This window comes from Pseudomonas sp. F1_0610 (assembly GCF_047470865.1).
In the GTDB taxonomy this organism is placed as follows: Bacteria; Pseudomonadota; Gammaproteobacteria; order Pseudomonadales; family Pseudomonadaceae; genus JAZDRH01.
This window is the reverse complement of sequence record NZ_JAZDRH010000002.1, coordinates 72,410-99,098: the sequence shown is the minus strand read 5'-3', so window position 1 is coordinate 99,098 and position 26,689 is coordinate 72,410. Positions and strand designations below refer to the sequence as shown.

The 26,689-nt window shown below is 43.5% G+C and carries 23 protein-coding genes; 8 read left to right on the top strand and 15 right to left on the bottom strand.

What is annotated here, in order from left to right; all coding sequences use genetic code 11:
• Positions 1-60: 60 nt before the first annotated feature.
• From VQ643_RS01700 to VQ643_RS01685, 4 genes are read right to left on the bottom strand one after another with little or no spacing between them, the layout of a single operon-like run.
• Entirely contained in the window at positions 61-543 is a 483-nt protein-coding gene (locus tag VQ643_RS01700) for a DUF3299 domain-containing protein (protein WP_414197535.1), read from the bottom strand.
• Positions 540-1,808 carry an ABC transporter permease gene (locus VQ643_RS01695; RefSeq protein ID WP_414197534.1) on the bottom strand — a complete coding sequence of 423 codons (1,269 nt, stop codon included), beginning with the start codon at positions 1,806-1,808 and terminating at the stop codon, positions 540-542. Before VQ643_RS01695 ends, VQ643_RS01700 begins: the two co-directional genes overlap by 4 nt.
• Positions 1,808-2,509, bottom strand: coding sequence for an ABC transporter ATP-binding protein (locus VQ643_RS01690; RefSeq protein ID WP_414197533.1), 702 nt, complete (start codon positions 2,507-2,509; stop codon positions 1,808-1,810). The genes VQ643_RS01695 and VQ643_RS01690 overlap by 1 nt, the downstream gene beginning before the upstream one ends.
• 2 nt (positions 2,510-2,511) lie before the next feature.
• On the bottom strand, positions 2,512-3,066 hold the full coding sequence (locus VQ643_RS01685; RefSeq protein WP_414197532.1) for a ZrgA family zinc uptake protein: 555 nt from the start codon (positions 3,064-3,066) through the stop codon (positions 2,512-2,514).
• 221 nt (positions 3,067-3,287) lie between these two features.
• On the opposite strand from VQ643_RS01685, the gene gdhA reads away from it, so the two are divergent.
• Positions 3,288-4,631, top strand: coding sequence for an NADP-specific glutamate dehydrogenase (gene gdhA, locus VQ643_RS01680; RefSeq protein ID WP_414197531.1), 1,344 nt, complete (start codon positions 3,288-3,290; stop codon positions 4,629-4,631).
• A gap of 75 nt (positions 4,632-4,706) precedes the next feature.
• Here gdhA and VQ643_RS01675 read toward each other — a convergent pair whose 3' ends face one another.
• Positions 4,707-5,588: a LysR family transcriptional regulator ArgP gene (locus VQ643_RS01675; RefSeq protein WP_414197530.1), complete on the bottom strand. Its 882-nt coding sequence runs from the start codon at positions 5,586-5,588 to the stop codon at positions 4,707-4,709.
• 140 nt (positions 5,589-5,728) lie between these two features.
• Here VQ643_RS01675 and VQ643_RS01670 point away from each other — a divergent pair, with 140 nt between their 5' ends.
• The 3 genes from VQ643_RS01670 (at position 5,729) to VQ643_RS01660 (ending at position 9,874) form a co-directional block, all read left to right on the top strand.
• On the top strand, positions 5,729-6,352 hold the full coding sequence (locus VQ643_RS01670) for a LysE/ArgO family amino acid transporter (RefSeq protein ID WP_414197529.1): 624 nt from the start codon (positions 5,729-5,731) through the stop codon (positions 6,350-6,352).
• A gap of 102 nt (positions 6,353-6,454) precedes the next feature.
• Positions 6,455-8,878, top strand: a complete 2,424-nt coding sequence (locus VQ643_RS01665; protein WP_414197528.1) for a Lon protease family protein — start codon at positions 6,455-6,457, stop codon at positions 8,876-8,878.
• 480 nt (positions 8,879-9,358) lie between these two features.
• Entirely contained in the window at positions 9,359-9,874 is a 516-nt protein-coding gene (locus tag VQ643_RS01660; RefSeq protein ID WP_414197527.1) for a hypothetical protein, read from the top strand.
• A gap of 61 nt (positions 9,875-9,935) precedes the next feature.
• Here the strand turns inward: VQ643_RS01660 and VQ643_RS01655 are convergent, their stop codons facing one another.
• The 3 genes from VQ643_RS01655 to VQ643_RS01645 form a co-directional block, all read right to left on the bottom strand.
• The gene (locus tag VQ643_RS01655; RefSeq protein WP_414197526.1) at positions 9,936-11,345 is read right to left on the bottom strand and encodes an aspartate ammonia-lyase; all 1,410 of its coding nucleotides are present in this window, start codon (positions 11,343-11,345) and stop codon (positions 9,936-9,938) included.
• Positions 11,346-11,571: 226 nt separating this feature from the next.
• On the bottom strand, positions 11,572-13,344 hold the full coding sequence (locus VQ643_RS01650) for an acyl-CoA dehydrogenase C-terminal domain-containing protein (RefSeq protein ID WP_414197525.1): 1,773 nt from the start codon (positions 13,342-13,344) through the stop codon (positions 11,572-11,574).
• Positions 13,345-13,534: 190 nt separating this feature from the next.
• Positions 13,535-14,782 carry a multifunctional CCA addition/repair protein gene (locus VQ643_RS01645; protein WP_414197524.1) on the bottom strand — a complete coding sequence of 416 codons (1,248 nt, stop codon included), beginning with the start codon at positions 14,780-14,782 and terminating at the stop codon, positions 13,535-13,537.
• Positions 14,783-14,999: 217 nt separating this feature from the next.
• Here VQ643_RS01645 and ahpC point away from each other — a divergent pair, with 217 nt between their 5' ends.
• On the top strand, positions 15,000-15,563 hold the full coding sequence (ahpC, locus tag VQ643_RS01640; protein WP_414197523.1) for an alkyl hydroperoxide reductase subunit C: 564 nt from the start codon (positions 15,000-15,002) through the stop codon (positions 15,561-15,563).
• A 114-nt stretch (positions 15,564-15,677) separates the two neighbouring features.
• The gene (gene ahpF, locus VQ643_RS01635) at positions 15,678-17,231 is read left to right on the top strand and encodes an alkyl hydroperoxide reductase subunit F (protein WP_414197522.1); all 1,554 of its coding nucleotides are present in this window, start codon (positions 15,678-15,680) and stop codon (positions 17,229-17,231) included.
• A gap of 122 nt (positions 17,232-17,353) precedes the next feature.
• Here ahpF and glpE read toward each other — a convergent pair whose 3' ends face one another.
• From glpE to VQ643_RS01600, 7 genes are all read right to left on the bottom strand, one after another.
• The gene (gene glpE, locus VQ643_RS01630) at positions 17,354-17,671 is read right to left on the bottom strand and encodes a thiosulfate sulfurtransferase GlpE (RefSeq protein WP_414197521.1); all 318 of its coding nucleotides are present in this window, start codon (positions 17,669-17,671) and stop codon (positions 17,354-17,356) included.
• A gap of 21 nt (positions 17,672-17,692) precedes the next feature.
• Positions 17,693-18,508, bottom strand: a complete 816-nt coding sequence (locus tag VQ643_RS01625; RefSeq protein ID WP_414197520.1) for a symmetrical bis(5'-nucleosyl)-tetraphosphatase — start codon at positions 18,506-18,508, stop codon at positions 17,693-17,695.
• Positions 18,508-18,888: a Co2+/Mg2+ efflux protein ApaG gene (apaG, locus tag VQ643_RS01620; protein ID WP_414197519.1), complete on the bottom strand. Its 381-nt coding sequence runs from the start codon at positions 18,886-18,888 to the stop codon at positions 18,508-18,510. The genes VQ643_RS01625 and apaG overlap by 1 nt, the downstream gene beginning before the upstream one ends.
• 4 nt (positions 18,889-18,892) lie before the next feature.
• Positions 18,893-19,705 (bottom strand): 16S rRNA (adenine(1518)-N(6)/adenine(1519)-N(6))-dimethyltransferase RsmA, encoded by an 813-nt coding sequence (gene rsmA, locus VQ643_RS01615; protein ID WP_414197518.1) that lies wholly within the window; start codon positions 19,703-19,705, stop codon positions 18,893-18,895.
• 114 nt (positions 19,706-19,819) lie between these two features.
• Positions 19,820-20,809 carry a 4-hydroxythreonine-4-phosphate dehydrogenase PdxA gene (gene pdxA, locus VQ643_RS01610; protein ID WP_414197517.1) on the bottom strand — a complete coding sequence of 330 codons (990 nt, stop codon included), beginning with the start codon at positions 20,807-20,809 and terminating at the stop codon, positions 19,820-19,822.
• Entirely contained in the window at positions 20,806-22,101 is a 1,296-nt protein-coding gene (locus tag VQ643_RS01605) for a peptidylprolyl isomerase (RefSeq protein ID WP_414197516.1), read from the bottom strand. The genes pdxA and VQ643_RS01605 overlap by 4 nt, the downstream gene beginning before the upstream one ends.
• Positions 22,082-24,838, bottom strand: coding sequence for an LPS-assembly protein LptD (locus VQ643_RS01600; protein WP_414197515.1), 2,757 nt, complete (start codon positions 24,836-24,838; stop codon positions 22,082-22,084). Before VQ643_RS01600 ends, VQ643_RS01605 begins: the two co-directional genes overlap by 20 nt.
• A gap of 126 nt (positions 24,839-24,964) precedes the next feature.
• Between VQ643_RS01600 and VQ643_RS01595 the strand changes: the two genes are divergently transcribed.
• Both VQ643_RS01595 and murU read left to right on the top strand, forming a co-directional pair.
• Positions 24,965-25,993, top strand: a complete 1,029-nt coding sequence (locus VQ643_RS01595; protein ID WP_414197514.1) for an aminoglycoside phosphotransferase family protein — start codon at positions 24,965-24,967, stop codon at positions 25,991-25,993.
• Complete coding sequence (murU, locus tag VQ643_RS01590) at positions 25,990-26,664, top strand: N-acetylmuramate alpha-1-phosphate uridylyltransferase MurU (protein WP_414197513.1); 675 nt, start codon at positions 25,990-25,992, stop codon at positions 26,662-26,664. The genes VQ643_RS01595 and murU overlap by 4 nt, the downstream gene beginning before the upstream one ends.
• Positions 26,665-26,689 lie beyond the last annotated feature (25 nt).

Genomic DNA, 26,689 nt, shown 5'->3' with positions numbered 1-26,689 from the left:
ATTATACGTATTCAACCAGTCTTGAACAGTCCGCTGTTCATTATCTTTTAGCTAAATAGCTTAGCGATAAATTTCAACACTATCGGCCTCCATTTTATAGCCAACGCTAGCAAGTTCATTGCTATCACTTTCTACTTTAAGCCGGCCTTCAAGCCAAAAAGGTTGCCATAAACTATTGAGGGCAACACCAGCTTCTGTGGTTACCCAAATAATTTGATTAGAAGGCGGTGGTGGTACGTGAATACAAGCGCCCATATAAGGGACGAGAAAAAATTCGCGCGTTCGGTCATCATCATCAAACTCTAAAGGCACAATATAACCAGGAATACGTACATATTGCCCGTCAAATTCAGTGACCACAGGGGCATTAGGTTCTAACTGTAGGGCTGCTGGGGCTGATTCATCATCTAAACTGGCATGCATTGGTTCCATGATCAGCGCTTGTTGCGCGGGGCGCAGATCTTTCCAAGTAATTTTGCGTGCTTCTTCTGCGTGGCTGTTACAAGCAACAAGTAGGCAAAAAACACAGATAAGACGTTTCATAATTTAATACTCAAGCCATCTGCCAGTGAATGACGGTAGGCGCCCATGGCAGGAATAAGGCTGATAATAACAGCTGTACCTAGCACACAGGCGAGTAATGTGAGTTCGTATCCACTAGGAAAACTAATGGGTAAATAAAGCCCGTATAACGCTTGTAATGGTGATTGTAAGAATGCAATTAACAAGTATAAGAGTGCAACACCGAGTAGTATGCCTAAGGCGCTGAGGATAAAGGCTTCCATCAGCAGTAAGCTGGCGACATGCCGAGGGTGTGCGCCTAATGAGCGCAGTATGGCCATTTCACGGCGCCGCTCATTTAGGCTCGCGAGAATCATGCCCAGCATGCCTATTAACCCCGTGAACACAACAAATAAAGAAATAATAAACAAGACCTTTTCAATATTGCTCATTAAGCCCCATAGTTCTTGCAACGCTACGCCAGGTAAAATGGCAAGCAAGGGTTCTGTTGTCCATTGATTGATTTGGCGCTGTAATCCAAAGGTTGCGGTTTTACTATTTAAGCCAACTAACATTGCCGTGATGGACTTAGGGGTTAAATCCATTTTTTGCAGATCAGCTTTAGTTGTTTTGGCTCCCGAGTAGGCTGGTATACCGTTATGCCAGCCTAGATGCACAGCTTCCATACCCTCTAGTGATATATGCAAAGTACGGTCTACAGGAGTGCCTGTTGGTTGTAAAATACCAACCACTTTAAAGGGACTATCGTCATGCTGTACTAAGCTTACTTTGGCAACACCATGGGCTAGAATAACCTCGTCATTCAACTGATAGCCCAATGCTTTTGCTACTTCAAAGCCTAATACAATCTGTAATGGGTCATCCTCAGCAAACCATTTGCCTTGTGCTAGTTGTAGGTGTTTTTTGTTGCTGTATTGATAGAAGCGTAAATAGTCTTGGTTAGTGCCTAAAACACGGTAACCTTTATGAGAATCGCCTAATGAAAGCGGAATAGCCCATTTAACTTGGGGGTGCTTTTGCCAGTGTTGAAAACTTGACCAACGAATATTGTTTGTAGCATTACCAATACGAAATACTGAGTACAATAACAGATTGATTGAGCCAGAGCGCGCGCCAATAATTAAATCGGTGCCACTAATAGTGCTAGCAAAGCTGCGTTTTGTTTCGCTGCGGATACGTTCGACACTGAGCAATAAACAAACAGATAGCGCAATTGCAATTAAGGTTAGAAGCGCGCTAAAGCGTCGATTCATCAAGCTTTTAAAGGCCAAAGAAAATAGAGACACTATACGTTCTCCTTAGCGACTTGGTTGATATCTTGCAGTGCTACTGTGCGATCAAACAAAGGGGCTAAATTTTGATCATGGCTGACAAACAATAAGCTGCTACCTGTCGCTGTGCATTGCTCAAATAGACACTCAATGAAATGTTCTCGTGTTTGGTAATCAAGTGCTGATGTGGGCTCATCGGCAATAATTAATGAAGGTGAGCCAAGTAACGCCCGTGCTGCGGCAACGCGCTGTTGCTGGCCAATAGAAAGTTGGTCTGCACGCTGTTCGTATAAGTCAGGCTCTAGCCCCAGCTGGCTGAGTAGCTGCTCAATACGTTGTGAAATGGCCTGAGCATCACCTAAACGTGCTTTACGTTGCTTTGAAAAGCGACAGCTAAGAGCGACATTTTGTCTCACACTTAGGAAGGGCAATAGATTAAATTGTTGGAAAATAAAGCCTATATGATCAGCTCTAAATTGATCGCGGGCCTTGTTAGATAAGCTTGATAGTGATGTGTCCAGTAAACGAATTTGTCCGTATTTGGTTGTAAGTACGCCAGCCAGTAAACCTAATAATGTGGTTTTCCCACTGCCAGAAGGGCCTTGGAGAAAGACCTTTTCTTGTGGCAGCATAGAAAAGCTTGGAATATCTAGAATGTCTTTTTGCTTAGGATAGGCAAAGCGTACTTGATCTAATACAAGAACAGGGTTGGGCATGGTTACCACTTCCATTGTGTTTGTTGCGCTGTAAAGCGGGTGCTGGTTTGAATATCAGGGCTAATGAGTTGCATCTGAATTTTTTCAATTAATGGGAAAGCTGTAAATAAAGGCTTTACGTCTAATTGATTAATTTTGTCGATTGCCGCACATTGATAGTTGATATGTACTAACCAGTCACTATGCTGATCGTCGTGGTCGTGGTCGTGGTCGTGGTCGTGGTCGTGGTCGTGGTCATTAGGCTGGGTAAGCTGCACTTTGGTGCGTTGGCATGCCGCCTGCTGTGGCAGCCAAATAAGCTGGTCTGCTTGTTCTAGTTGCTGAGTTACCTGCTGTAATTTTGCTTTTTGCTCTGGGGTATGTGGCTGGTGCTCAAATCCCAATAAATTATAGGCAGGGCTGCTAATGGTAATTTCGAGCTGGTTTTGCTCTATAGCTACAAAGAGCTCAGTTAAGCCGTGCTGATGTGTGCCTAAAGAGGCTAAGCTTTCTTCGTTTGCCAGCGCAGGGGCTGTGCAAATGAATAATGCGAGTACGGATAGAGTGGGTTTAAACATGTCAATTACTCTCTGCTGAAAAGTTATAATATAACATTTATGTTGCAGAAGAAAATCGCCTTTAGCAAGTGATTTTTGCGATTTACTGGCGTTGTTAACAGGCATTGCATGAAAAAATCGTAAAAATATTTTTCTTTTTAGCTTTGGTTGAGCTATAAAGCACTGTTAGAGTTTCAGGGTTAAAAATACGGCCATTGTTTGGTCTGCCGAGGTTCTTAAAAATGTCTTACACACTTGATGCTTTTCTTGCTCGTATAAAACAACGCGACCCGGATCAACCAGAGTTTCACCAAGCGGTTGAAGAAGTGTTGCGAACGTTATGGCCGTTTTTAGAAGATAACCCGCAGTACGTTAAGGCTGGAATTATTGAGCGTATGGTTGAGCCAGAGCGCGTAATTTTATTTCGAGTGCCTTGGGTTGATGATAAAGGTCAGGTGCATGTTAACCGTGGCTATCGTATTCAGATGAATAGTGCCATTGGTCCTTATAAAGGTGGTTTACGCTTCCACCCTTCTGTAAATCTAGGAATTCTCAAGTTCTTAGCATTTGAACAAGTTTTTAAGAATGCGCTAACAACACTGCCAATGGGGGGCGGTAAAGGCGGTTCTGACTTTGATCCTAAAGGTAAAAGCGACAATGAAGTCATGCGTTTTTGCCAATCATTTATTACAGAGTTATACCGTCATATAGGACATAATCTTGACGTTCCTGCAGGCGATATCGGCGTAGGTGCTCGTGAGATTGGTTATATGTTTGGTCAGTACAAGCGCTTAGCTAACGAATTTACCTCAGTATTAACAGGTAAAGGTATGACCTATGGTGGTAGTTTGATACGTCCAGAAGCTACGGGTTATGGCTGTGTTTATTTTGCAGAAGAAATGCTAAAAAGCCGCCGCATGCGCTTTGAGGGACAGCGAGTGGCTATTTCTGGCTCAGGTAATGTTGCTCAGTATGCTGCACAAAAGGTTTACGAGTTAGGTGGTAAGGTAGTTACGCTGTCTGACTCTGCTGGTACGGTGCACTTTAATAATCCAGAAGGCATGACCCAAGAGCACTGGGCTTATTTAATGGATCTAAAAAATGTTCGCCGCGGACGTATTCAAGAATTGGCGGAACATTTTGGTCTTGAATTCCTAGCCGGACAGCGCCCTTGGTCAGTGCCTTGCAGTATTGCATTACCTTGCGCAACACAAAATGAACTGAATTTGGACGATGCTAAGCTGTTGCTGAAAAATGGCTGTATTTGTATTGCCGAAGGCGCCAATATGCCATCAACCTTAGATGCAGTGGATTACTTCTTAGAATCTGATGTGCTCTATGCACCTGGTAAGGCTTCTAATGCTGGTGGTGTGGCTGTGAGTGGCTTAGAAATGAGTCAAAACGCTATGCGCTTGCTGTGGACCGATGGTGAAGTGGACGCCAAATTACATAGTATTATGCAAAGTATTCATAATGCCTGCGTTATGTATGGCGAAGAAAATGGCCGTATTAACTATGTTAAAGGCGCCAATATTGCTGGCTTTGTGAAGGTTGCTGATGCCATGCTGGCGCAAGGTATTGTTTAAATAAGTGAGTGATATCTGAAAGGTTTGGTTTGCTAATTATCAAATCAAGCCTTTTGGTTAGTCTGTAGTTCCTAGTTAGAATAACCAACGTTTACTCTGCTCAATTAAACATTGGGTGAGCTGAGCGAGTTTGGGTGATTGAATATCCCAATGATGCCAATACAATGGCGTATCTATATAGCATCCAGGGGCGAGATCTATTATTTCGCCACTAGCTAACTCTTTTGTGCAGTGAATAGACGGCACCATGCCATAGGCTAAGCCAAGTTTAATGGCATGATAAAAAGCCTCTGTAGAAGGAATATAATGAATAGGGCAGCTATCTTGATGGACGCTAAAATGTTCATGTAGAAAGCTAGCTTGTAGTTGGTCTTTGCGGTCAAACACCAATAAAGGCGCTTTTAAAATACTATTTCGGTTAAGCCCTTGTTTGAAGTAGCGGGTGTAGAAACTGGGGGATGCTAATAAACGATAACGAATTGAACCCAGTAACCTAGCATTACAGCCTTTCATCGCTGTACTTTTAGCGGATATAGCTGCCAGTGCAGTGCCTGCTTCTAATGCAGTGTGAGTGAAGTCTTGATCGTCTACTAAAATATCCAGCATGATATTTTCTGTTTGCAGAAAATCGCTCAGCGCTGGTAAGAACCAAGTACCTAAAGAGTCATTATTGATGGCAATAGGGATTCGCATGCCAACCGTATTATAAAAGTCGCTTTCAAATTCTTGAGCCAGCGCTTGGCTGCGGCGCAAATAATGAACCAGCATTAACCCTTCTTGTGTTGAGTGACAAGGGCGCGTGCGGCTAACTAAAGGAACACCCAGTTGGCTTTCTAAAGCCTTGATACGCTGTGAAATAGCCGAAGCGGTAATCTTTAGTTTGTGTGCTGCTTGCTCAAAACTACCTGTGTCAATAATAGCTAATAGGGCTTGGGTCTTTTTACTGTCCAGCTTCATAGGTTGTGTTGGCTCTATTGGTCGCTAAGTTAAGAAAAATTAATGCAGCTTGAATTGTTTTCAGGAAAATAGCTGTCCGCTACTTTTCTGGATAAGCTGATAAGAATAGAGCATAGGTAGTTGTAAGGTAATAGATAAAAATGAATTTTGAAGTGGTTGTTTCTGCTTTTTTTATAGGCTTAGGGCTAATTGTTGCTATTGGTGCGCAAAATGTATTTATCATTAAAACTGGCTTACAGCAACGCAAGGTATTTGTAGCGGCTTCTATTGCCGCAAGCTGCGACTTTTTATTAATAGTTGCTGGCGTTTTTTTTATGGCCAGTTTGAAAGACCAATTACCTTGGTTTGTGCCAGCTGCACGCTGGTTAGGCATTGTTTTCGTGCTGTATTATGGCGCTTTATCTTTGCTTAATGCACTGCGCCAAAAACCAAGAGGTTGGGCTAACGTAGTTGCAGATGCTGAACAAAAAACAGCTGGTAAAACAGTAGCCTTAGCTGCTTTAGGTTTCACTTTATTAAATCCACATGTTTATCTTGATACCTTTATGATTTTGGGCAATCTAGGCTCAGAATTTGCGGGAATGAATAAGCTAAGCTTTATTATTGGTGCTTGTCTTGCTTCTTTCTTGTGGTTTTTTGGTATTGCTTATGCAGCCAAGTCTGCTGCCCAGCTTTTTACTAAGGTTTGGGTAATACGTTGTTTTGATTTAGTTGTTGCTCTAGTTATGCTGGTTATTGCTTATAATCTCTATCAACTTAAATAGAACCTGACCTAAGGCCTGCAAACAAAGTAGATGCTTGCTTGCAGTAAGTTAGGTGGCAGTCCAAAATGGTGTTTTTTGTACCTTTGCATTCAAGGACACTACATGTCGCTGCCTTTTGTAAAACCCCTTGTACTGGAACAATTAGCACGTCAATTTAGTGCTGATGACTTTGCATTTACCACCACTGATGAAATACCTGCGTTTCGTGGTGTTTTAGGGCAAGAGCGAGCAGTAGAAGCACTACAGTTTGGTGTAGCTATGCCACGCCCTGGCTATAATGTTTTTGTTATGGGCTATGCTGGAACTGGGCGTTATTCTTATGTAAAACGCTACCTTGCCAATGAAGCCAAGCGTAAAAGCACACCCAGTGATTGGCTTTATGTAAATAACTTCAATGATGCACGTGAGCCATTGGCTTTGCAGTTACCAGCAGGTAAGGGCAGTGCTTTTTGTCGAGATATTGATCAGTTATTGACAAATATTCTGGCTACTTTTCCAGCTGTTTTCGAAACCCCTACTTGGCAGCAGAAAAAAAGTACTATTGATCGTGAGTTTAATCGTAATTACGACAGTGTTTTAGACTTTATTGAGAAAAAAGCGTTAGAGAAAAGTGTCGCTCTCTATCGTGACAGTAATAGTATTTCTTTTACACCTATGTATGAAGGCAAGGCTTTAGATGAAGCTGAGTTTGCTTTGCTAGCAGAGGAACAGCGTGAGAAGTTTCATGCTGATATTGCTGAGCTTGAAGAGTTGCTTAATCAGAAACTTTCGATTTTGCCACAATGGAAGCGTGAATCCAGTAATAAACTACGCCAACTCAATGAAGAGACTATTGCTCAAGCACTAGAGCCATTATTGGCTCCACTGGCTAAAACCTATAGCGACTTTCCTGATGTGCTAGCCTATTTACAAGCTATGCAAGGTAATTTGTTGAAAACAGTAGTAGATCAGCTAGTGACAGAGGAAAGCAGTGAGCCAGTGCGTCGTCAAATTCTAGAGCTGCAATATAGCCCTAATTTGATTGTTGGGCATCATGCAACGGCTGGAGCTCCTGTGATTTTCGAGTCGCATCCTACTTATGATAATATTTTCGGCCGCATAGAATATGTTAGCGACCAGTCAGGGCTATCAACCAATTACCGTCAGTTACGGGCAGGCGCTTTGCAAAAAGCCAATGGTGGTTATTTGGTATTAGAGGCAGAGAAGTTATTAACTGAGCCTTTTGTATGGGATGCGCTAAAGCGAGCTTTGCATTCACGTCAGATCAAGATGGAATCCCCCCTGTTAGAGTTAGGACGTTTTGCTGCAGTTACCTTAAGCCCGCAAGTCATACCCTTACAGGTTAAAGTTATTATTATTGGTGAACCTAATTTTTATTACGCCTTGCAAGAATATGATGCAGACTTTCAAGAGCTGTTTCGTGTTTTGGTAGATTTTGATTCAGAAGTGGCTATTGATGAAGATAGCTTAGAGCATTTTGCCCAGCTCATGAAAACGCGCACTACTGAGGAAGAAATGGCGCCGTTAACAGCCTGTGCTGTGGCCGCGTTGGCTCGTTATAGTGCACGTTTGGCAGAGCATCAACAGCGCTTATCTGCCAGTATCAGTGATGTTTTCCAAGTTGTCAGTGAAGCTGATTTTATTCGCCTACAGCTAGGTGAAGTGCATACTGATGCTAATCATGTCGCTCAAGCCATACGTGCGCGTGAATACCGTACTGGACGTATTAGCCAGCAAATTCAAAACGATATTTTAGCTGGTGTTATCTTGATTGATAGCCAGGGCGAGGCTGTGGGTAAGTGCAACGGCTTAACAGTACTGAGTATTGGTGACTCCTCTTTTGGCGCGCCTGCACGCATTTCTGCCACTGTCTACCCTGGCAATAATGGCATTGTGGATATTGAGCGTGAAGCCAGCCTAGGACAATCCATTCACTCCAAAGGTGTGATGATTTTAACAGGCTTTTTAGGTTCTAAATATGCGCAAAAGTATCCATTAGATATATCTGCAAGCATCGCTCTTGAACAATCGTATGGCTATATTGACGGGGATAGCGCTTCGCTAGGCGAGGGCTGTGCATTGATTTCAGCATTAGCCAAAGTACCATTAAAACAGTGCTTTGCGATTACAGGCTCACTCAACCAATTTGGCGAAGTACAGGCAATTGGCGGCGTGAATGAAAAAATTGAAGGTTTTTTCCAACTCTGTAAAGCGCGGGGCTTGACGGGCGAGCAAGGTGTTATTATTCCTCAAGCTAATGTGGCCAACTTAATGCTCAATAGCGAAGTGCTTAACGCTGTGCAACAAGGTTTGTTTAACGTCTTTGCGGTGCGCTGCGTTGATGATGCATTAGAAATTTTGACAGGACAGTCAGCAGGTGCTGTTGATGATCAAGGCAATTTCCCAGAAGGCTCAATAAATGCGTTAGTGGTTAAGCGTCTGCAAGAAATAGCCGAACAAGACAAAACAACAGATGAAGCCTTAGAGGAAGTGTTAAAAAACGCCATGGCACAGGCTAACGAATAATTATACCCAAGAGTTAAATTATTCCAGAAATAATGCACAAAGATATCCACAGGGAGGTGGGTATGTGTTCTAGTTAAAAATATACTATCTATTTGTTATTTAAGCTTGACCTGAGCATTTCTTTTGATCTAGAAGACATATTTTGTAATCATTGCACAAAACTACTCAAATGCAAGATTTATAAGGCTTTTTGACAATCAGCTTGGTAACTATAATACTACTGTCATAATAACCAGTTAGCCTGTTGGTTATTTTTTAATCAACTGCTTGTAATCCTTTTGTTTCCGTTATTGCACTCTTTTTGAAAGAGCTTTAAACAGCTTTATCCACAGATTTTTTGGATAAGTATTTTGCAGAAAACTATTGAGCAGATAGCGACTGTGGACTGATCTTGATCAAGTACTTATACAAATGACCACGTAGATGTATTTTTTCAGCATAAGCGTAGGTCAAAAGTAAATTATTTGCTGGATAAGCTTTATGCTGCGCTGGTTAACTATTTATCTTAGCATTTTCTTTATACCTCCCATGCTGTACGCCGAGGATATTAATTATAGTGCGCCTTGGGGGTTATTTACGCATGTGCCTATTGCACGCTATAAGACTGCAGAGATTCCGCTAAACAAAGGCTATTTACAGAGCAGTTTGCGGTATTTAAGTGAGTTTGATCAGCAGAGCCATGCTGTGAATAAGTTTTGTGTTATAGGTTATGCTTATCACCAACAAGACAAACTCGAAAAAGGCCAATGGCTGGTGTATTGGCTGAATACGCAGCAACTTATCAGATGGGAGTTGCCCAGTGCTGAAAATAATAAAGACTTAAATACAGTTAAAGACTCGTTAATTTTTGCTAAACCCTATATTGATTTAAGGTCATTGGTTCCGCTAGCTGAGCCTTTGCATATGGCTGATTGGGAGGAGAAAGGGGTAATGCAAGTTATACAGGATTGTATTGCACACGGAGATAGTATTTTGATTAAGTCACTACGTAAGTAGGGGATGCCTAATAAGTCAAAGCCAAGCGCTTACTGAACTAGCAAACGCTTGGCTTGAGTGCTTAGTGTGAGCGTGGCGCAATCATATTCTCAGGGCGTAAAATATCCATTAATAAGTCTTCTTCCAATAGTTTTTCTTCACGCACTAATTCTAAAACACCACGCCCAGTTTCTAATGCTATTTTGGCAATGCGGGTAGCATTTTCGTAGCCAATGTAGGGGTTAAGCGCAGTGACTAAACCAATAGAATGTTCAACCAGTTCACGGCAGCGATCTTCATTGGCTGTAATACCCGTGATGCAATGCTCACGTAGCATATCCATAGCACGGCCTAATAGGCGAATCGAATCCATGGTTTTCCATGCAATCAAAGGCTCCATTACGTTTAATTGTAATTGACCAGCCTCGGCTGCCATCGTAGAGGAAAGGTCGTTACCAATAATATCGTAAGCTACTTGGTTAACTGCCTCTGGAATAACAGGATTTACTTTGCCTGGCATGATAGAGCTGCCAGGCTGGCGTGGTGGCAGGTTAATTTCATTAATGCCTGTACGAGGACCGCTTGATAACAAGCGTAGATCATTACAAATTTTTGAAAGTTTAACTGCAGTGCGTTTGAGTAATCCTGAAAGTAAGACAAAAGCGCCCATATCAGAAGTGGCTTCAATTAAGTCAGGTTCTGCTTTAATCGGATGTCCACTAATCACGGCTAAACGCTCAACGGCTAAAGCTTGGTACTTAGGATCAGCGTTAATGCCAGTGCCAATGGCGGTACCACCAAGGTTCACTCCTGTGAGTAAGATAGGCACCAGTTGTTGGAAGCGCTCCATATCTTCGCGCAAGTTGTTGGCAAAAGCATTAAATTCCTGACCTAATGTCATAGGCACTGCGTCTTGTAGCTGAGTACGCCCCATTTTAAGTACTTGTGCAAACTCAACGCCTTTGTCGGCAAAGGCTTTAATCAATTGCTCAAGGCTATCCATTAGACGGTTATGGCCTAATAGTAAGCCAACCCGAATAGCCGTTGGGTAAGCATCATTGGTGGACTGAGCCATATTCACATCATTATTAGGATGTAAATATTGGTATTCACCTTTGTTTTTACCCATAGTTTCCAGTGCAATATTGGCGATGACTTCGTTGGCATTCATGTTGGTAGAAGTGCCAGCGCCGCCTTGAATCATGTCAACAATAAACTGTTCATGATATTCGCCTGCAATAATTTTACGGCACGCTGTTGTAATGGCTTGGTGTTTTTCTTTATTTAAATAACCTAGCTGATGGTTAGCGTCGGCTGCGGCTTGTTTAACCATTGCCAATGCAATAACAAGGTTAGGATAATGCGATAAAGGCACACCACTTAAGTGAAAGTTATTTTTAGCACGTAAGGTTTGTATGCCGTAATAGGCATCTGAGGGTACTTCTAGCTGACCAAGTAGGTCTTTTTCTGTACGAAATGCTGGAGCCGACATAGGGATTAGTCCTTATAGGAGTAGGAATAACTCCTAGATGGTATGCCTTATGGCAATAAACTGCTAATGGGAAAGATCAATGACAGGGTCGATAGAAACCTGTCATGTAGTAAGACTACAAAGTCTGAAAAGATGTCACCTTTAAGAGCGGGGGAGAAACTGGTTAACGCTATGTTAGAGAGGGAAAGGAAGTAAAAGCGCAGGTCTAGCCTGCGCTTTTAAGAGGTTAGAACTGTTCAGCAGATAAATTAAACAATGAATCACTGCCAGCGCAAATACTGGCTTCTAAACCTAGTGTACGTGCCATTAGATGTTTAAAGAAGAACTCAGCTGTACCTAACTTAGCATGGTAGAAAGCAGGCTCTTGTGCTTTGTTTTGTTCTGCTGCTGTTGCCATTCTTGACCACATCCAAGCATAGGCGGTATAGCCAAAAAGATGCAGATACTCAACAGAGGCAGCACCAATTTCGTTTGGATTTTTCGCAGCATGCTCTAGTAGCCAAGCGGTTACTTTCTCTAAACGCTGTAGTGCTTGCTCTACTTCGCTAGCGTATAGGGTATTTGGTTGTGCAATATGTTCACGTACAATTTGGGCAAAGTCGCGTACATATTCACCGCCATTAGCGACTACTTTGCGTCCAGTTAAATCGAGTGCTTGAATTCCATTGGTGCCTTCATAGATTTGTGCAATACGCACATCTCGCACTAATTGTTCTTGTCCCCACTCACGGATATAACCATGTCCACCAAAAACTTGTTGGCCATGTACGCAACTTTCAAAACCGTTATCAGTAAAGAAAGCTTTCGCAATAGGCGTTAACAGCGCAACTTGGCCAGCCGCTTTTTTTGCTTCTTCGCTGTCTTGGCTAAACTTGGCGATATCTAGTTGTTCACCAACTAAACAGGCAAAGGCGCGTCCACCTTCATTGAGTGCACGCATGGTTAATAGCATGCGACGAACATCAGGATGCACAATAATAGGGTCTGCTACTTTGTCCTTAGCTTGTGGACCAGTAGCTGAGCGGCTTTGTAAGCGTTCACGTGCATATTCAACCGCGCTCTGATAGGAAGCTTCAGCACAGCCAATACCTTGTATACCAATAGAGAGGCGCTCGTAGTTCATCATGGTGAACATAGCAGCCAGCCCTTTGTTGATTTCACCAACAAGGTAGCCTTCAGCACCATCAAAGTTCATTACACAGGTAGCAGAGGCTTTAATACCCATTTTGTGCTCAATAGAGCCACAACTAACAGTATTTTTTGCACCTAATGAGCCATCAGCATTCACTAAAAACTTAGGTACTAAAAATAATGAGATACCACGAGCACCAGCTGGCGCATCAGGTAATTTAGCTAAGACAAGGTGAACAATGTTTTCGGTTAAATCTTGTTCGCCGCCAGTGATGAAAATTTTGCTACCAGTAATATGATAGGTACCATTGGCTTGAGGTTCTGCACGTGTACGGATAATACCTAAGTCAGTACCCGCGTGGGCTTCAGTTAAGCACATGGTGCCTGACCAACGGCCTTCATAAATAGGTGGTAAGAAGCGGTTTTTTAGTTCTTCACTGGCATGCGCGTCAATAGCTAAACAGGCGCCTGAGCTAAGAGCTGAGTAGAGTGCAAAACTAGAGCCAGCGCTGTAGAGCATTTCCTCAAACATAACAGATAGCATTTTAGGCATGCCCATGCCGCCATAATTAGGATTGCCTGTTAAACCAACCCAGCCGCCTTCTACGTAGGTTTGATAAGCTTCTTTAAAACCTGTTGGCGTGGTAACAATGCCATTGTTCCAGCGGGCTTCTTCCTCGTCGCCGCTGCGATTAAGTGGAGCAATAAGCCCACCAGTAACTTTGGCCGCTTCCTCTAAAATAGCATCGGCCGTTTCAGCTTCTACTGTTTCATTCAAGGCTGGTAAGCGAGCCCATAATTTAGGAGCTTGGAATACTTCGTGAAGAACAAAGCGCATATCGCGCACAGGAGCTTGGTAATCGGCCATGACTATTCCTATTGAGGTGTAGAGAGAGAATGATAAGCGAATCTTACTTATTGCGTTTTCGTAAACGTAAAGCAGTATTCCTTAAAAAGCGGTTGCATGATTAGTTAATAATAATCAGAAACCGCACTCTAGACAGTTATCATATGCTTAAAAGCGGCTGTGTAGCAGCTTTGTTAGACGATGGTCGAGCCTATTCGATAAGTTGATTTATATCTTGATAATGCACCATGTAATGCTTGATGGCTTCTGTACGTGCAGTCAATAAGGCTTCACCAAAGGCTGGACCTTTTAAACCTTGTTCGATAAACGGTTGACTGCTTATAGCTTTTGCGGCGTCTAGTGCGCCACGTAGAAAATCACTTTGCGGATAAGGCTGTTGCTCAAAACCGTAACGGCCACAGGAGTCCATCTCACAAGCTGCACAAAATTCTATTAAGCGTTGAGGATGTTGAATCGCATTTAAAGCATAGAGAAGCTGGGCTATCTGTTCAGCGCTGAGCTCTAGTGCGCGATGACAAAGACTATGGTATTGCCCAACTAGCACAGCCATTGCCGCCTGTTCTTTAGGTATCCGATAGCGCTGATTAACCGCCTTTATTAAGGGGATACCTGCTTTATCGTGATTTGGATGATGTGGTAGTTGATCTTTGTCTGTTAACCCTTTGCCAAGATCGTGGAGTAAGCATGCCCAACGTACAGCTAGAGATTGTTTATGTATCGCACATTGTCGCAAGACATGCAGCAGATGCAAGCCGGTATCTATTTCGGGGTGCGACTTAGGATTTTGTGGAACGCCAAAGAGTGCATCTACTTCTGGAAATAATACGCTAAGTGCTTGGCATTCACGTAAGCTGGATATAAATACGTCAGGACGTGGCTCCATCAGTGCTCGGCTAACTTCTTTCCATACGCGCTCAGGCGTTAGATGATTGAGTTCGCCGCTTTGCGCTAATTGTTGCATCAGTTCTAAGGTTTCAGGGGCGATACTAAAACCAAGATTGGCATAACGGGCAGCAAAGCGAGCAACACGCAAGACCCGTAAAGGATCTTCAGCAAAAGCAGGGGATACGTGGCGTAAAACACGCTGAGCTATATCGGCTTGGCCGTTATGCGGGTCATAAATAATGCCTTGTTCATCTTCAGCTATGGCATTAATGGTAAGGTCACGGCGGATTAAATCATCTTCAAGGCTGACATCAGGTGCTGAATAAATTTCAAATCCACCATAGCCATGACCGCTTTTACGTTCAGTGCGGGCAAGGGCGTATTCTTGTTTTGTTTCAGGGTGTAAAAAAACCGGGAAGTCAGCGCCTACTGGCTGAAAGCCTGCATCTAGCATTTGTTGTGGACTAGCGCCTACCACCACATAGTCAATATCGGTAATAGGCTGATTGAGTAAGCGATCACGGACTGCGCCCCCCACCTTGAATATTTGCATGATCATCCTTACCTTTAATAAATGCCTATGCAGAGTCTGCAATGAATTTGCAACGGATAAGTTTTTATACTGTCCCACAGCTGCAATAAGTGATCTTAATGGGTATAGTATGCTGATAGTAAAAAATAATCGTAACTATGGTATTAATTAATTATACCTAACTATTATTTTGTCCTAGTATAGTATCCGAAAACTAAATAACTCTAAGGAGTCTACGATGTCTTACATCAATAGCGAAGTTAAGCCATTCAACGCAAAAGCTTACCACAACGGTAACTTCATTGACGTTAGCGAAGCTGATTTAAAAGGTAAATGGTCTGTAGTTTTCTTCTACCCAGCAGACTTTACTTTCGTTTGCCCAACAGAGTTAGGCGACCTAGCTGATAACTACGCAGAGTTCAAAAAACTAGGCGTTGAAATCTACTCAGTATCTACTGATACGCATTTCACTCACAAAGCTTGGCATGACACTTCAGATACCATTAAGAAAATCCAATACCCAATGATTGGTGACCCAACAGGTACTTTAACTCGCAATTTCAATGTCATGATTGAAGCTGAAGGTATTGCTGACCGTGGTACTTTCGTTATCAACCCAGAAGGCAAAATTCAAATTGTTGAAGTCAATGCTGGCGGTGTTGGCCGTGACGCACAAGAGCTTCTACGTAAAGTGAAAGCAGCACAATACATTGCTGCGCACCCTGGCGAAGTTTGCCCAGCTAAATGGAAAGAAGGTGCAGAAACCTTAGCTCCATCACTAGACTTAGTAGGTAAAATCTAAGGTTTAACCTTAGTTTACCTTCGCGCTTACTGAATATTTAGTGAGTGACCCGACGCCCGGGCACTGGTTGTCCGGGCGTTTTGTATCCAGAATATGTAAAACGGAGCTTTCGTCATGTTAGACGCTAACTTAAAAACTCAATTAAAGGCCTACCTAGAAAAGGTGACGCAGCCATTCGAGATCGTTGCGTCGCTAGATGAAGGTGAAAAGTCAGCTGAGCTTAAAGGCTTACTAGAGGATATCGTCAGTTTAAGCGATAAAATTAGCTTGCGCTTAGATGGGACAGATGCACGTAAACCATCATTCTCACTTAACCGTATCAAGGGCAATATTAGCTTAAGATTTGCTGGTATTCCTATGGGCCATGAATTTACTTCACTAGTCTTGGCGCTATTGCAAGTAGGTGGCCACCCATCAAAACTATCTGCTGAAATGATTGAGCAGATCAAGAATTTACAAGGTGAGTTTAATTTTGAAACTTACTTTTCACTGTCATGCCAAAACTGCCCAGATGTAGTTCAAGCATTAAACTTAATGGCAGTGCTAAACCCTAATATTCGCCATGTGGCTATTGATGGCGCGCTTTTCCAAGATGAAGTGGATCAGCGTAAAGTAATGTCAGTGCCAAGCGTTTACCTCAATGGTGAGTTCTTCGAGCAAGGTCGTATGACGGTTGAAGAATTAATCGCCAAGCTAGATACAGGTGCAGTAGCTCGTGAGGCTGAAAAACTAAATGAGAAAGACGCTTTTGATGTGCTTGTGATTGGTGGTGGTCCAGCCGGTTCAGCAGCTGCCATTTATGCTGCACGTAAAGGTATTCGCACGGGGGTAGCTGCTGAGCGCTTTGGTGGTCAAGTAATGGATACCATGGCGATTGAAAACTTTATTTCAGTTAAAGAAACAGAAGGCCCAACCCTTGCACGACAACTGGAAGAGCATGTTCGTCAATACGAAGTAGATATCATGAATCTGCAGCGTGCTAGCCGCTTGATTCCTGCACCTGAGAAAGGCGGTTTGCATGAAGTTGAATTTGCCTCTGGCGCTAAGTTAAAAGCTAAAACAGTTATTCTGTCTACCGGTGCTCGCTGGCGCGAACTGAATGTGCCAGGTGAAACTGAATACCGTGCTCGTGGTGTGGCGTATTGCCCACACTGTGACGGCCCTTTATATAAAGGCAAACGTGTGGCTGTTATTGGCGGCGGTAACTCAGGTGTAGAAGCAGCAATTGATCTGGCAGGCGTGGTGGCGCATGTTACTTTGATTGAGTTTGGCGAAGCACTGCGTGCTGATGATGTATTACAGAAGAAACTCCGCAGCTTGCCTAATGTAAACATCATTACCAATGCGCAAACCACAGAAGTAGTAGGTGATGGTGAGAAAGTAAATGGCTTGATTTACAAAGATCGCGCTACTGAAAATTTACACACTGTTGAACTAGAAGGCGTATTCGTACAAATTGGCTTATTACCTAACAGTGATTGGTTAAAAGGTACAGTAAGCCTAACCAAGTTTGGCGAAATTGAGGTGGATGCTCGCGGACAAACCAATATTCCAGGCGTGTTTGCCGCAGGTGATGTAACTACTGTGCCTTATAAGCAGATCATTATTGCCATGGGTGAAGGGGCTAAAGCGTCGTTAGCTGCCTTTGATCACTTGATTCGTTCATAACTCAGCTGTTTTGCATTGTGTGCATAAGACCGCTGAGGCGTAAGCTAAAGCGGTCTTTTTTTTAGGAGAAAATCATGCGTTTAATTGAAAAAGAAGCAAATTGGAAAGGTTTTTTACAAGAGCTATTGGGCGACTACAGCCTCGGGAAATAGCTGGCGCCAGTATTCAAAGCCGCCATCCATACTGTACAGATGTTCAAAGCCTTGCCCATGTAAATAAGCGGCTGCACTTTGGCTTGAATGGCCATGGTAGCAGACCACAATAGTAGGCTTATCTAAATCCGCATTGGCTAAAAAGTCAGGTAATGAATAGTTATCCAAATGAATAGCTTTAGGCATGTGCCCAGCATTAAAACTATCCGCATCACGAATATCTACCACTACCGCCCCTTGTTCTTGTAGCTCTTTGGCTTGAGCCACACTGATGCACGTATAAGACATAATTATTCCTCGCGGCGTTGTTTATTGTTTGCAGTCGCAGAGATGTTTTTCTTGAGTATCAATATTATAAAGGGTCATGGCATTACCCCATACACAGCCGGTATCTAAGGCAACGATATTGGGTACCACGCAAGCGCCTTCAAGGGCCGCCCAGTGACCAAAAATAATTTGTTCTTCTTGAACCTTACGTTTGGGTATGAAAAACCATGGGTAGTAGCCTTCAGGTGCTGTATCTAAACCTTCTTTGCTGGTAAATTCTAGCTGTCCATTAGGGCTAATAAAGCGCATACGGGTAAAGTAATTGGTAATCATCCGCCAGCGCTCTGGGCCTTGCAAGGACTCATCCCAGGTATCTGGCTGATTGCCATACATGTGTGAAAAATACACAGGACGTAAAGCCGGCGTACTTAGAATAGTCTGTACTTCCTTGGCATAGCCAAGCGCTTGTTGAATTGACCATTGCGGTGCTATCCCCGCATGGACCATAGCTATTTTACGTGGCTCATCATAGTGCATTAATGGCAGGCTCAGCAGCCATTCCATTAAAACTTCACAATCAGGCGCCTGGAGAATTTCAATAAGCGTATCTTTGCGTTTTAAGCGGCTGGGATCAAAGTAGCATGCTAGAAGGTGCAGGTCGTGGTTACCCAAAACGCTAATTACGCTGTCTTTTATTCCATATAAAAAACGCAAGGTTTGTAACGACTTAGGGCCTCGATTGACAAGATCGCCAACACACCACAATTGATCTTGTTGTGGATCAAAGCCTACTTTGTCCAGTAAGCACATGAGCGGATCAAGGCAGCCTTGAATATCACCAACGGCATAGCAACGCATTAATGCATGATTCCTGGAATAGCTAGACTAAAAGGTGCAATAGGGGCGTCAAATTGATAGCCATCTTCAGCTTGCATGGTAAAGCTACCTTGCATGCTGCCAACTTCGGTTGCCAATATAGTGCCACTGCTATAGCTAAAGCTTTTGTTGGGTTGAATATGAGGCTGCTCACCTACAACACCATCACCACGTACTTCTTGTGTTTGCCCATTGCTATTGGTAATTAACCAATGGCGGCTTAATAGTTGGGCGCTGATGCTGCCATTGTTTACGATGGTGATATCATAAGCAAACACAAAGCGTTGCTCTTGTGGTTCAGAATGGTCAGGTAAAAAACGTGTTTTTACCTGTACATCAATTTGATAACGCGGATCTGACATAGTATTACTCGGCGGTGACAGATGGACGCATAGCGAGTTGATCAGCAAGGCGGACAAAGGCTGCCAAATCAAGCTGCTCGGGGCGCAGACTAGGATCAACATCAGCTGCTATAATAGCTTCCACAGGCAATAGTTTCTTTAAGGTGTTGCGTAGTGTTTTGCGGCGCTGATTAAAGGCTTCGCGGACAACAACTTCTAGTAACTTATGGTCTTTTGCTGGGTGTGGCAAGTGTTCATGTGGAATCAGGCGAACAATTGCAGAGTCCACTTTAGGTGGTGGATTAAAAGCACCAGGGCCTACATTGAATAGATGCTCCACACGGCAATGATACTGCACCATAATAGAAAGCCTGCCCCAATCATTAGTGCCCGGCTGAGCAGCTAAGCGTTCAACAACCTCTTTTTGCAGCATAAAATGCATATCTTTAATTAGATGAGCATTACTTAATAAATGAAAAATTAAGGGTGTTGAGATGTTGTAGGGCAGGTTCCCTACAACACGTAGCTCATGAGACTGCGCATTTAGCTCAGTGAAATCAAATTTCATGGCATCGCCATGGTGCAGATTAAAGTTGGTTTTTAAGCCAAAGCGTAGTTTCAATAATGGAATAAGGTCGTTATCTAGTTCGATAACATCCAGTTGCGCATCACTGTTCACTAAGCCTTCGGTAAGTGCCCCTTGTCCAGGCCCGATTTCAAGTAGGCGTTGCCCTGATTTAGGGCTAATAGCGCGCAGAATGCGGTCAATAACGCCTGCATCATGTAAAAAGTTTTGTCCAAAGCGCTTACGTGCACGGTGCTGAAAAATCTCTGCCATCTGGCTGCTCCACTAATGAATAGGCCTAGTTTAACAGCTTACAGCCAGTTTTTTGGGCAAATTCAAGAAAGGTAATATCTAGGTTAAATAAGACGAACTTCCTGGCGTCTTATATTATTTTTGCTGGCTCTCAGCCATTTGATAAGCGGTATTAAGGGCAACATGCATGCTGCCGAGGTCAATTCGACCTGTACCTGCTAAATCTAATGCGGTGCCATGATCTACCGAAGTGCGAATAATGGGCATACCTAGCGTAATATTGACTGCAGCGCCAAAGCCTTTGTGTTTGAGCACAGGTAGGCCTTGATCATGATACATGGAGAGCACAGCATCACAATGTTCTAAATACTTGGGTGTAAAGAGCGTGTCAGCGGGTAAAGGGCCTTCAAGCTGAATGCCCTCAGCGCGTAGTTTATCTAGCGTAGGGCTAATAATTTCAATTTCCTCATGGCCTAGGTGGCCACCCTCACCAGCATGGGGATTAAGCCCGCAAACTAGAATGCGAGGTTGCTGAATGCCAAATTTAGTACGTAAGTCGTGGTCTAAAATACGGATAACCCGTGTTATTCGATCAGGGGTGATAGCATCCGCAATCTCACGTAATGGAAGGTGAGTAGTGACTAAGGCTACGCGTAAGCCATGGGTTGCCAGCATCATTACCACTTGTGGGGTATTAGTTAACTCAGCGAGAAATTCGGTATGCCCTGAAAAAGCAATACCTGCTTCGTTAATTACGCCTTTATGCACAGGTGCGGTGATCATGGCAGCAAAGTTGCCGTTTAAACAGCCGTTTCCAGCGCGGGTTAAGGTTTCAAGCACATAGTTGGCGTTTGCAGAATCTACTTTTCCAGGGCTTACAGGAGCACAGAGTGGCGTATCCCAAACGTATAAACTGTTGATCGGGGCCGCTTGGCTAGGAAGCTTGTGCGGATCGACGACAATGAGATCAATGGGTAGATTTAACTGCTGTGCTCTTTCTACTAATAGTTGTTGGCTGGCAATAGCTATTAGCGGGTAAGGTTGTGGCTCTTGGGCCAGCAGTAGGCATAGGTCTGGACCTATACCTGCTGGCTCGCCTGGTGTTACAGCAAAGCGTAATGTCATTTTTGCTTAACTTCGATATAGGCTTCATCGCGAATTTGACGCAACCAGGCCTGAGTTTCATCTTCAAACTTACGATTACGTAAAATATTGAGTGCTTGTTGCTCACGCACTTCTGTACTGCTATCTGTAGTACGGCGATCTAAAACTTCTAGAACGTGCCAGCCAAATTGGCTTTGAAAAGGTTTTGATATCTCACCAATTTTAGTGCGTGCCATGGTTTCGCGAAATTGCGGTACAAGCGCTTGTGGATCAACCCAATTTAGATCGCCACCATTTAATGCTGAGCCTGGGTCTTCTGAGAAGTTTTTAGCCAAAGTAGCAAAGTTTTCACCACTTTGTAGGCGCTCGTAAATACGTTCGGCTAGGCGTTTAGTCTCTTCAGCGCTACGAATGGCGCTAGGCTTGAGTAAAATATGACGAGCATGAGTTTCGTCACGTTTAGCTTCAGCTAAGCTGCGTTTATCATTGAGTTTCAAAAATACAATGCCGCCAGAAATACGAATAGGCTCACTGACTTGGCCTACTTGTAGGTCACCGACTAAGCGATCAAAGGGTGGTGGCAGTTGCATCGCTTTACGCCAGCCCATGTCTCCACCTTCTAAAGCGTTTTCGCTAGCCGAATAAGCAACGGCAAGTTGCTCAAACTTAGTGCCTTTTTTAAGCTGGTCATAGACTAAACGGGCGTTTTTATCGGCTTGTTGCAGTTCAGCTGGTGAGGGTGCATCTGATAATGGAATTAGAATATTGGCCACACGGTATTCGTCAGAAAGCTGCATTTTACCGAGATCAGATTTTAGGAAGTTTTGTACTTCTTGATCTGATACTTGGATGCGTTCAGAAACAGCGTACTGACGCACACGTGAAATAACAATTTCATTACGAATTTGCTCACGAGCATCATCGTAAGACAAACCGTCAGCTGCTAAGGCTTGCTTAAACTGGTTAAGTGTTAAGCCATTACGCTCAGCCACCATAAGTACAGCATCATTTAGCTCTTCATCGCTAATATGAATACCTGCACGTTCACCCATTTGCATTTGCAAATTATCAATAATTAAGCGATCCATTACTTGTTGGCGTAATGTGTCTTCAGGCGGTAACTCTAAGCCACGGCTTGTGATAGTACGCTGAACTTCTTTCAAGCGTTGGTCAAACTGGCTTTGCATAATAACGTCGTTATCCACAATAGCCGCAATTCTATCTAGAGGTTGTACTTGCGCCTGTACCGCCGATGCGAGTAGTGCTACACCCAGTACTAAGGGGCGTAGACGATTAGAGAGCATTGTCTTCACGTTCGCGGTATCCTCGAATTCCATCATCTAAGAATGTGTCAACTTTAGCACCTGATACAGTGCCTAATCCTTTTAAAATTACTTGTAAGAATACGCCACGGTCACCCTTACGGTTATCATTAGGGTTTTGGCTGTATTCGTCATAATCTACCCAGTAGCGTTGTACTAGGCGAACTTTCCAGCAGCAGCTGTCATATTCAAAACCACCGAAGGCATCCAGTGTACGGCTACCGTTGTAGTCATACTGCCAGCGTGCAATGGCATTCCAGCGCGGCATAATAGGCCACATGACAGATACGTCTGACTGATCAACCTTATAAAAGTTTTTAACGTAGTTTGCTTGGCCAGGAGAACCGTAGTCACTGCTGGTTTCCCAGACGCCAGTTACACGGTTGTAACGTGTAAAGTCATTACGGAAGCGGTAACCAATGTTAAAGATTTTATTAAGGTCATTTTTGTCTTGGTAGTGGAACATTGCACTACCTGAACGCGGGCTATGGGTGTTTTTGTCCCACACATAGTCAGAGGTAAAGCGCCAGTTATCACTTAAGCGCAACATATATTCTAACGCATAAGGAGATTGGCTATAGGTGGCATCTTTTTTATCTTTCCACATGACACCTGGCATCTGTACTTTGCGGTCACGCATATAGAAAGCTTGACCTATGCTCAGACGCTGCCTTTCGATACCTTTTTCATCAATCCAGCGATTTGTTAAACCAAGGGATATACGGTTTTCATCGCCAATGCGGTCACGTCCAGTGAAGCGATTGTCACGGAACATGGTGTTGTAGTTAAAGGTACTTTCGCCTGTATCAAATACTGGAATATCACTTTGATCTTCGTAAGGTACATAGAGATAGTACAAACGAGGTTCTAAGGTCTGGCGGTAGTTGCTGCCAAATAATGTGGTATTGCGGTCAAAGTAAAGGCCGCTATCTATACTGTAAATAGGGACTGTACGTGATTGGTTTTGGCGGAATTTTTGATTGTTAGCCGTCATTTGACGGCGGCCACGGCTGTCAATATCAAGATCATACTTGGTATAGGTGAGCTTGATTTTTGGTGTTACATAACCCCAGCTCCAGTTAATTGGTAGGCTCATTTCAGGGGCTAGGTACAAACGGTTGCCGGTTGCGCGTGAAATACCTACAACGTTTTGGTCAAAGTTGATTTCTGGCTTACCGTCTTTATCGCGATAGATTTTATCTGTTAAGTCGCGATCAAAACGTACTAGCTCGGTGTTATAAGCAAATCTTAAACCAGCCGGCTCAAAGGGTAAGCTACCATTTAATGTAAGCTGTGGCATTTTATCGTAAGGCGCTAAGTCGGTGATGTTAGCGCGCTCATAAGCATGTACGCCTAAGCGTGCCGTATAGCTATCACCACGCCACGTCAGACTACCTTTTTGGTCAACAAAGGATGCACTAGTAACATTAGGTAGCGATGAACTTAGGTCGTCAAAGAAATAAGGGTCACTAATGTCGGTGTAATCAATTTCACCTAAGAGGCGTTGGTTGTAACCATAGTCATGTTGTAAATTAACTAACCAACGATCTTTGGTGTAATCCGTTTGTAGTTTCCGCTCATCTTCTTTATCGCTTAAGAAGGAACCACTTACTTCAGTGCGGCTATTTTGGCCGAGGTAACGGAACTCACCTTCTAGCATTAAGCCACGTTTGCTCATGTACTGTGGATACAAGGTCGCATCATAGTTGGGAGCTAAGTTAAAGTAGTAAGGCGTTATTAAAGTTGTGCCACGACGTCCGCTGGTGCTAAAACTTGGTGCTAAAAAGCCAGAAAGACGGCGGTCATCAATTGGAAAATAAATATAAGGTGTGTAGAAAACCGGGACATCTTTCACCCGTAAGGTGACGTTAGTAGCGCTACCAAAACCTGTATTAGGGTCAAGTTTGATGTTATTACCACGTAGATACCAAGTGTTACTACCTGGTGCGCAGCGTGTATAAGTACCGTCTTTTAAGCGAATAATTGCGGACTCTTCGCGTTTAGCATAACGTGCTTCACCACGCGTACCACTCTGGTGCATTACATAGTTAACATCTTCAATTTGCGCTGCACCGTTATCTAGCTGGATCTCAGCGCGGCTACCAGTAATTAGCGCGCCATTATCACGTAGCTTAACATTGCCAACCAGCTCTCCGCGATTTTCTAGCTGATAAAGGTGGGCCTCATCTGCTTCGGCTTGCTGGCTGGCCTGACGCATTACGACGTCACCAGCTAAGGTTGCCACTTGATTTTGTTGATCATAACGCGACACTTTCGCTGAAAGATACGTCGGAACTTCATCAATAGGTGTAGTGTCATCCATGCCAGGACGTAATGGCTCAATATAGCGACCACCACAGTAAGCGCCCATTTCAGCTTGCTGTTCTTCTGTTAGTTGATCCTGCGGGACCCAGTCAATATCTGCATAGTTAACAGTACGACCCAGCGTGGACTTAAATTGTTTTTCAGTTGCAACTGCCGCTGTGACTGATGTCGCAACTACTGGGTTGCTTGGTTTAGGAATGACTTTTTCTACTACTGTTGGGCGTGCCGGTAGTGTTGGATCCGCTGCAAATGTAGTACAGTCCCAGCCGCCAGATGCGCTGATCTGACAAGCATATTGTTCTTCTGCAACACTATATAGAGCTGTCAGAGGCTGCACTGCTAATACACTGCTGGCGATTAGCAGTGGAAATTTTCGTTGAAACAAATAAGTTTTAGCTGCCATTTTTTAAGTCCGTGCTTCCTGCGTGCCAATGATCAACTTAAGATCACACGCCTCTCGAAGGGCTGGAAAAGATACGTGATAATAAAGCATGACCCGCAGAACGGCTAGCACCGTTGGAGATCCATAATGCAAAATAATGCAAAAAACACTACAGATAGCCGTTTGGAGCAGCTGCAAAGCTGGTTACAAAAAGTATTGCCTACCATAACTGCTCAGCAAGGTTGGAGCAATTTATCTGAGTCAATTTTTTTGCCTGCCAGTTCTGATGCCAGTTTTAGACGCTATTTTCGCTGGCACTCTGGTGAGTATTCCATGATTCTAATGGATGCCCCTCCTGCAACGGAAGATTGTCGACCCTTTATTAAGGTCGCTAAGCAATTAAAAGCCTGTGGGCTACATGTGCCCGAGATTCTAGCAGAAGATGTTGAGCAAGGTTTCCTTGCATTGACGGTTATTGGGGAGGAAACCTGGTTAACAGCGCTCAATGAGCAAAATGCAGATGAATATTTTGCAAAAGCTATAGATGCGTTGATTGTTATGCAAAAACAAACTATGCATGTGGACTATCCGCTCTATGATGAAAAGCTGCTAAATCGTGATTTGCAGTTGTTTGTAGATTGGTATGTAAAAAAAGAACTTAAGCAAAGTTTAACTGAGCAACAACAGAGTGATTGGCAACTTAGCTGTAAGCTGCTGATTGATAATGCATTAGATCAAGAACGTTGCTTTGTACATCGTGATTTTATGCCACGTAACCTAATGTATAGCTCGCCTAACCCAGGTATTTTAGATTTTCAGGATGCGGTGTATGGTCCAGTAACCTATGATATTGCCTGTTTATTTAAAGATGCATTTATTAGCTGGCCAGAAGCACGTGTACAAACATGGTTAAAGCTATATTGGGATAAAGCCCGTGCGGCTGGTGTGCCTGTTGCTCAAGAATGGGAACTATTCCAGTATCAAGTGGACTTAATGGGGGTGCAGCGTTATTTAAAAGTAGTGGGTATTTTTGCGCGTATTTGCCATCGTGATCACAAGCCAAAATATGTCAAAGATGCACCGCGTATGTTGGGTTATATTAAAACTGCAATTGATCGCCAGCCAGTTTTAGCACCATTAAAACAATTATTAGTTAGCCTGAAAGTACTCGTATGAAAGCTATGATTCTAGCCGCCGGCAAAGGCGAGCGCTTACGCCCTTTAACCTTGCATACACCAAAGCCCTTGGTCAAAGTTGCAGGTATTCCTTTAATCGAGCACCGAGTTAAAGCATTAGTCGCTGCTGGCTTTCATCAAATAGTGATTAATCATGCCTGGTTAGGGCAGCAGATTGAAGACTATTTAGGGGATGGTTCGCGCTTTGGTGCACAGATTAATTACTCAGCAGAACCGCATGATGCGCCTTTGGAAACAGGTGGTGGTATCTGTAAAGCTTTGCCGCTATTAGGAGATGAGCCCTTTTTGCTGATCAATGGCGATATTTGGTGTGATATTGACTGTGCTGGATTAAGAAAGTCTATGAGTGGTTTGGCACACTTAGTGTTAACTCAAAATCCAGCACACAATCAAGGGGATTATGTGCTAACTCAAGGGGTAGTGAGCTTGCCGCAAGAAGCTAAGCCAGCCTTGACTTATTGCGGTATTGCTATCATTGATCCCAAGCTATTTGCAGGATGTTCAGTTAAACCTTTTCGTTTGCCTATGCTATTTAACCAAGCCATAGCTAAAGGGCTAGTCACAGGCGAAGAATTTACTGGCACATGGATTGATGTGGGGACATTAGAGCGTCTTGCTCAAGCTGAGCAGGTGGCAATAAATAGCAAGTAAAATGAAAAGCCAAAAGCTTTGCCTA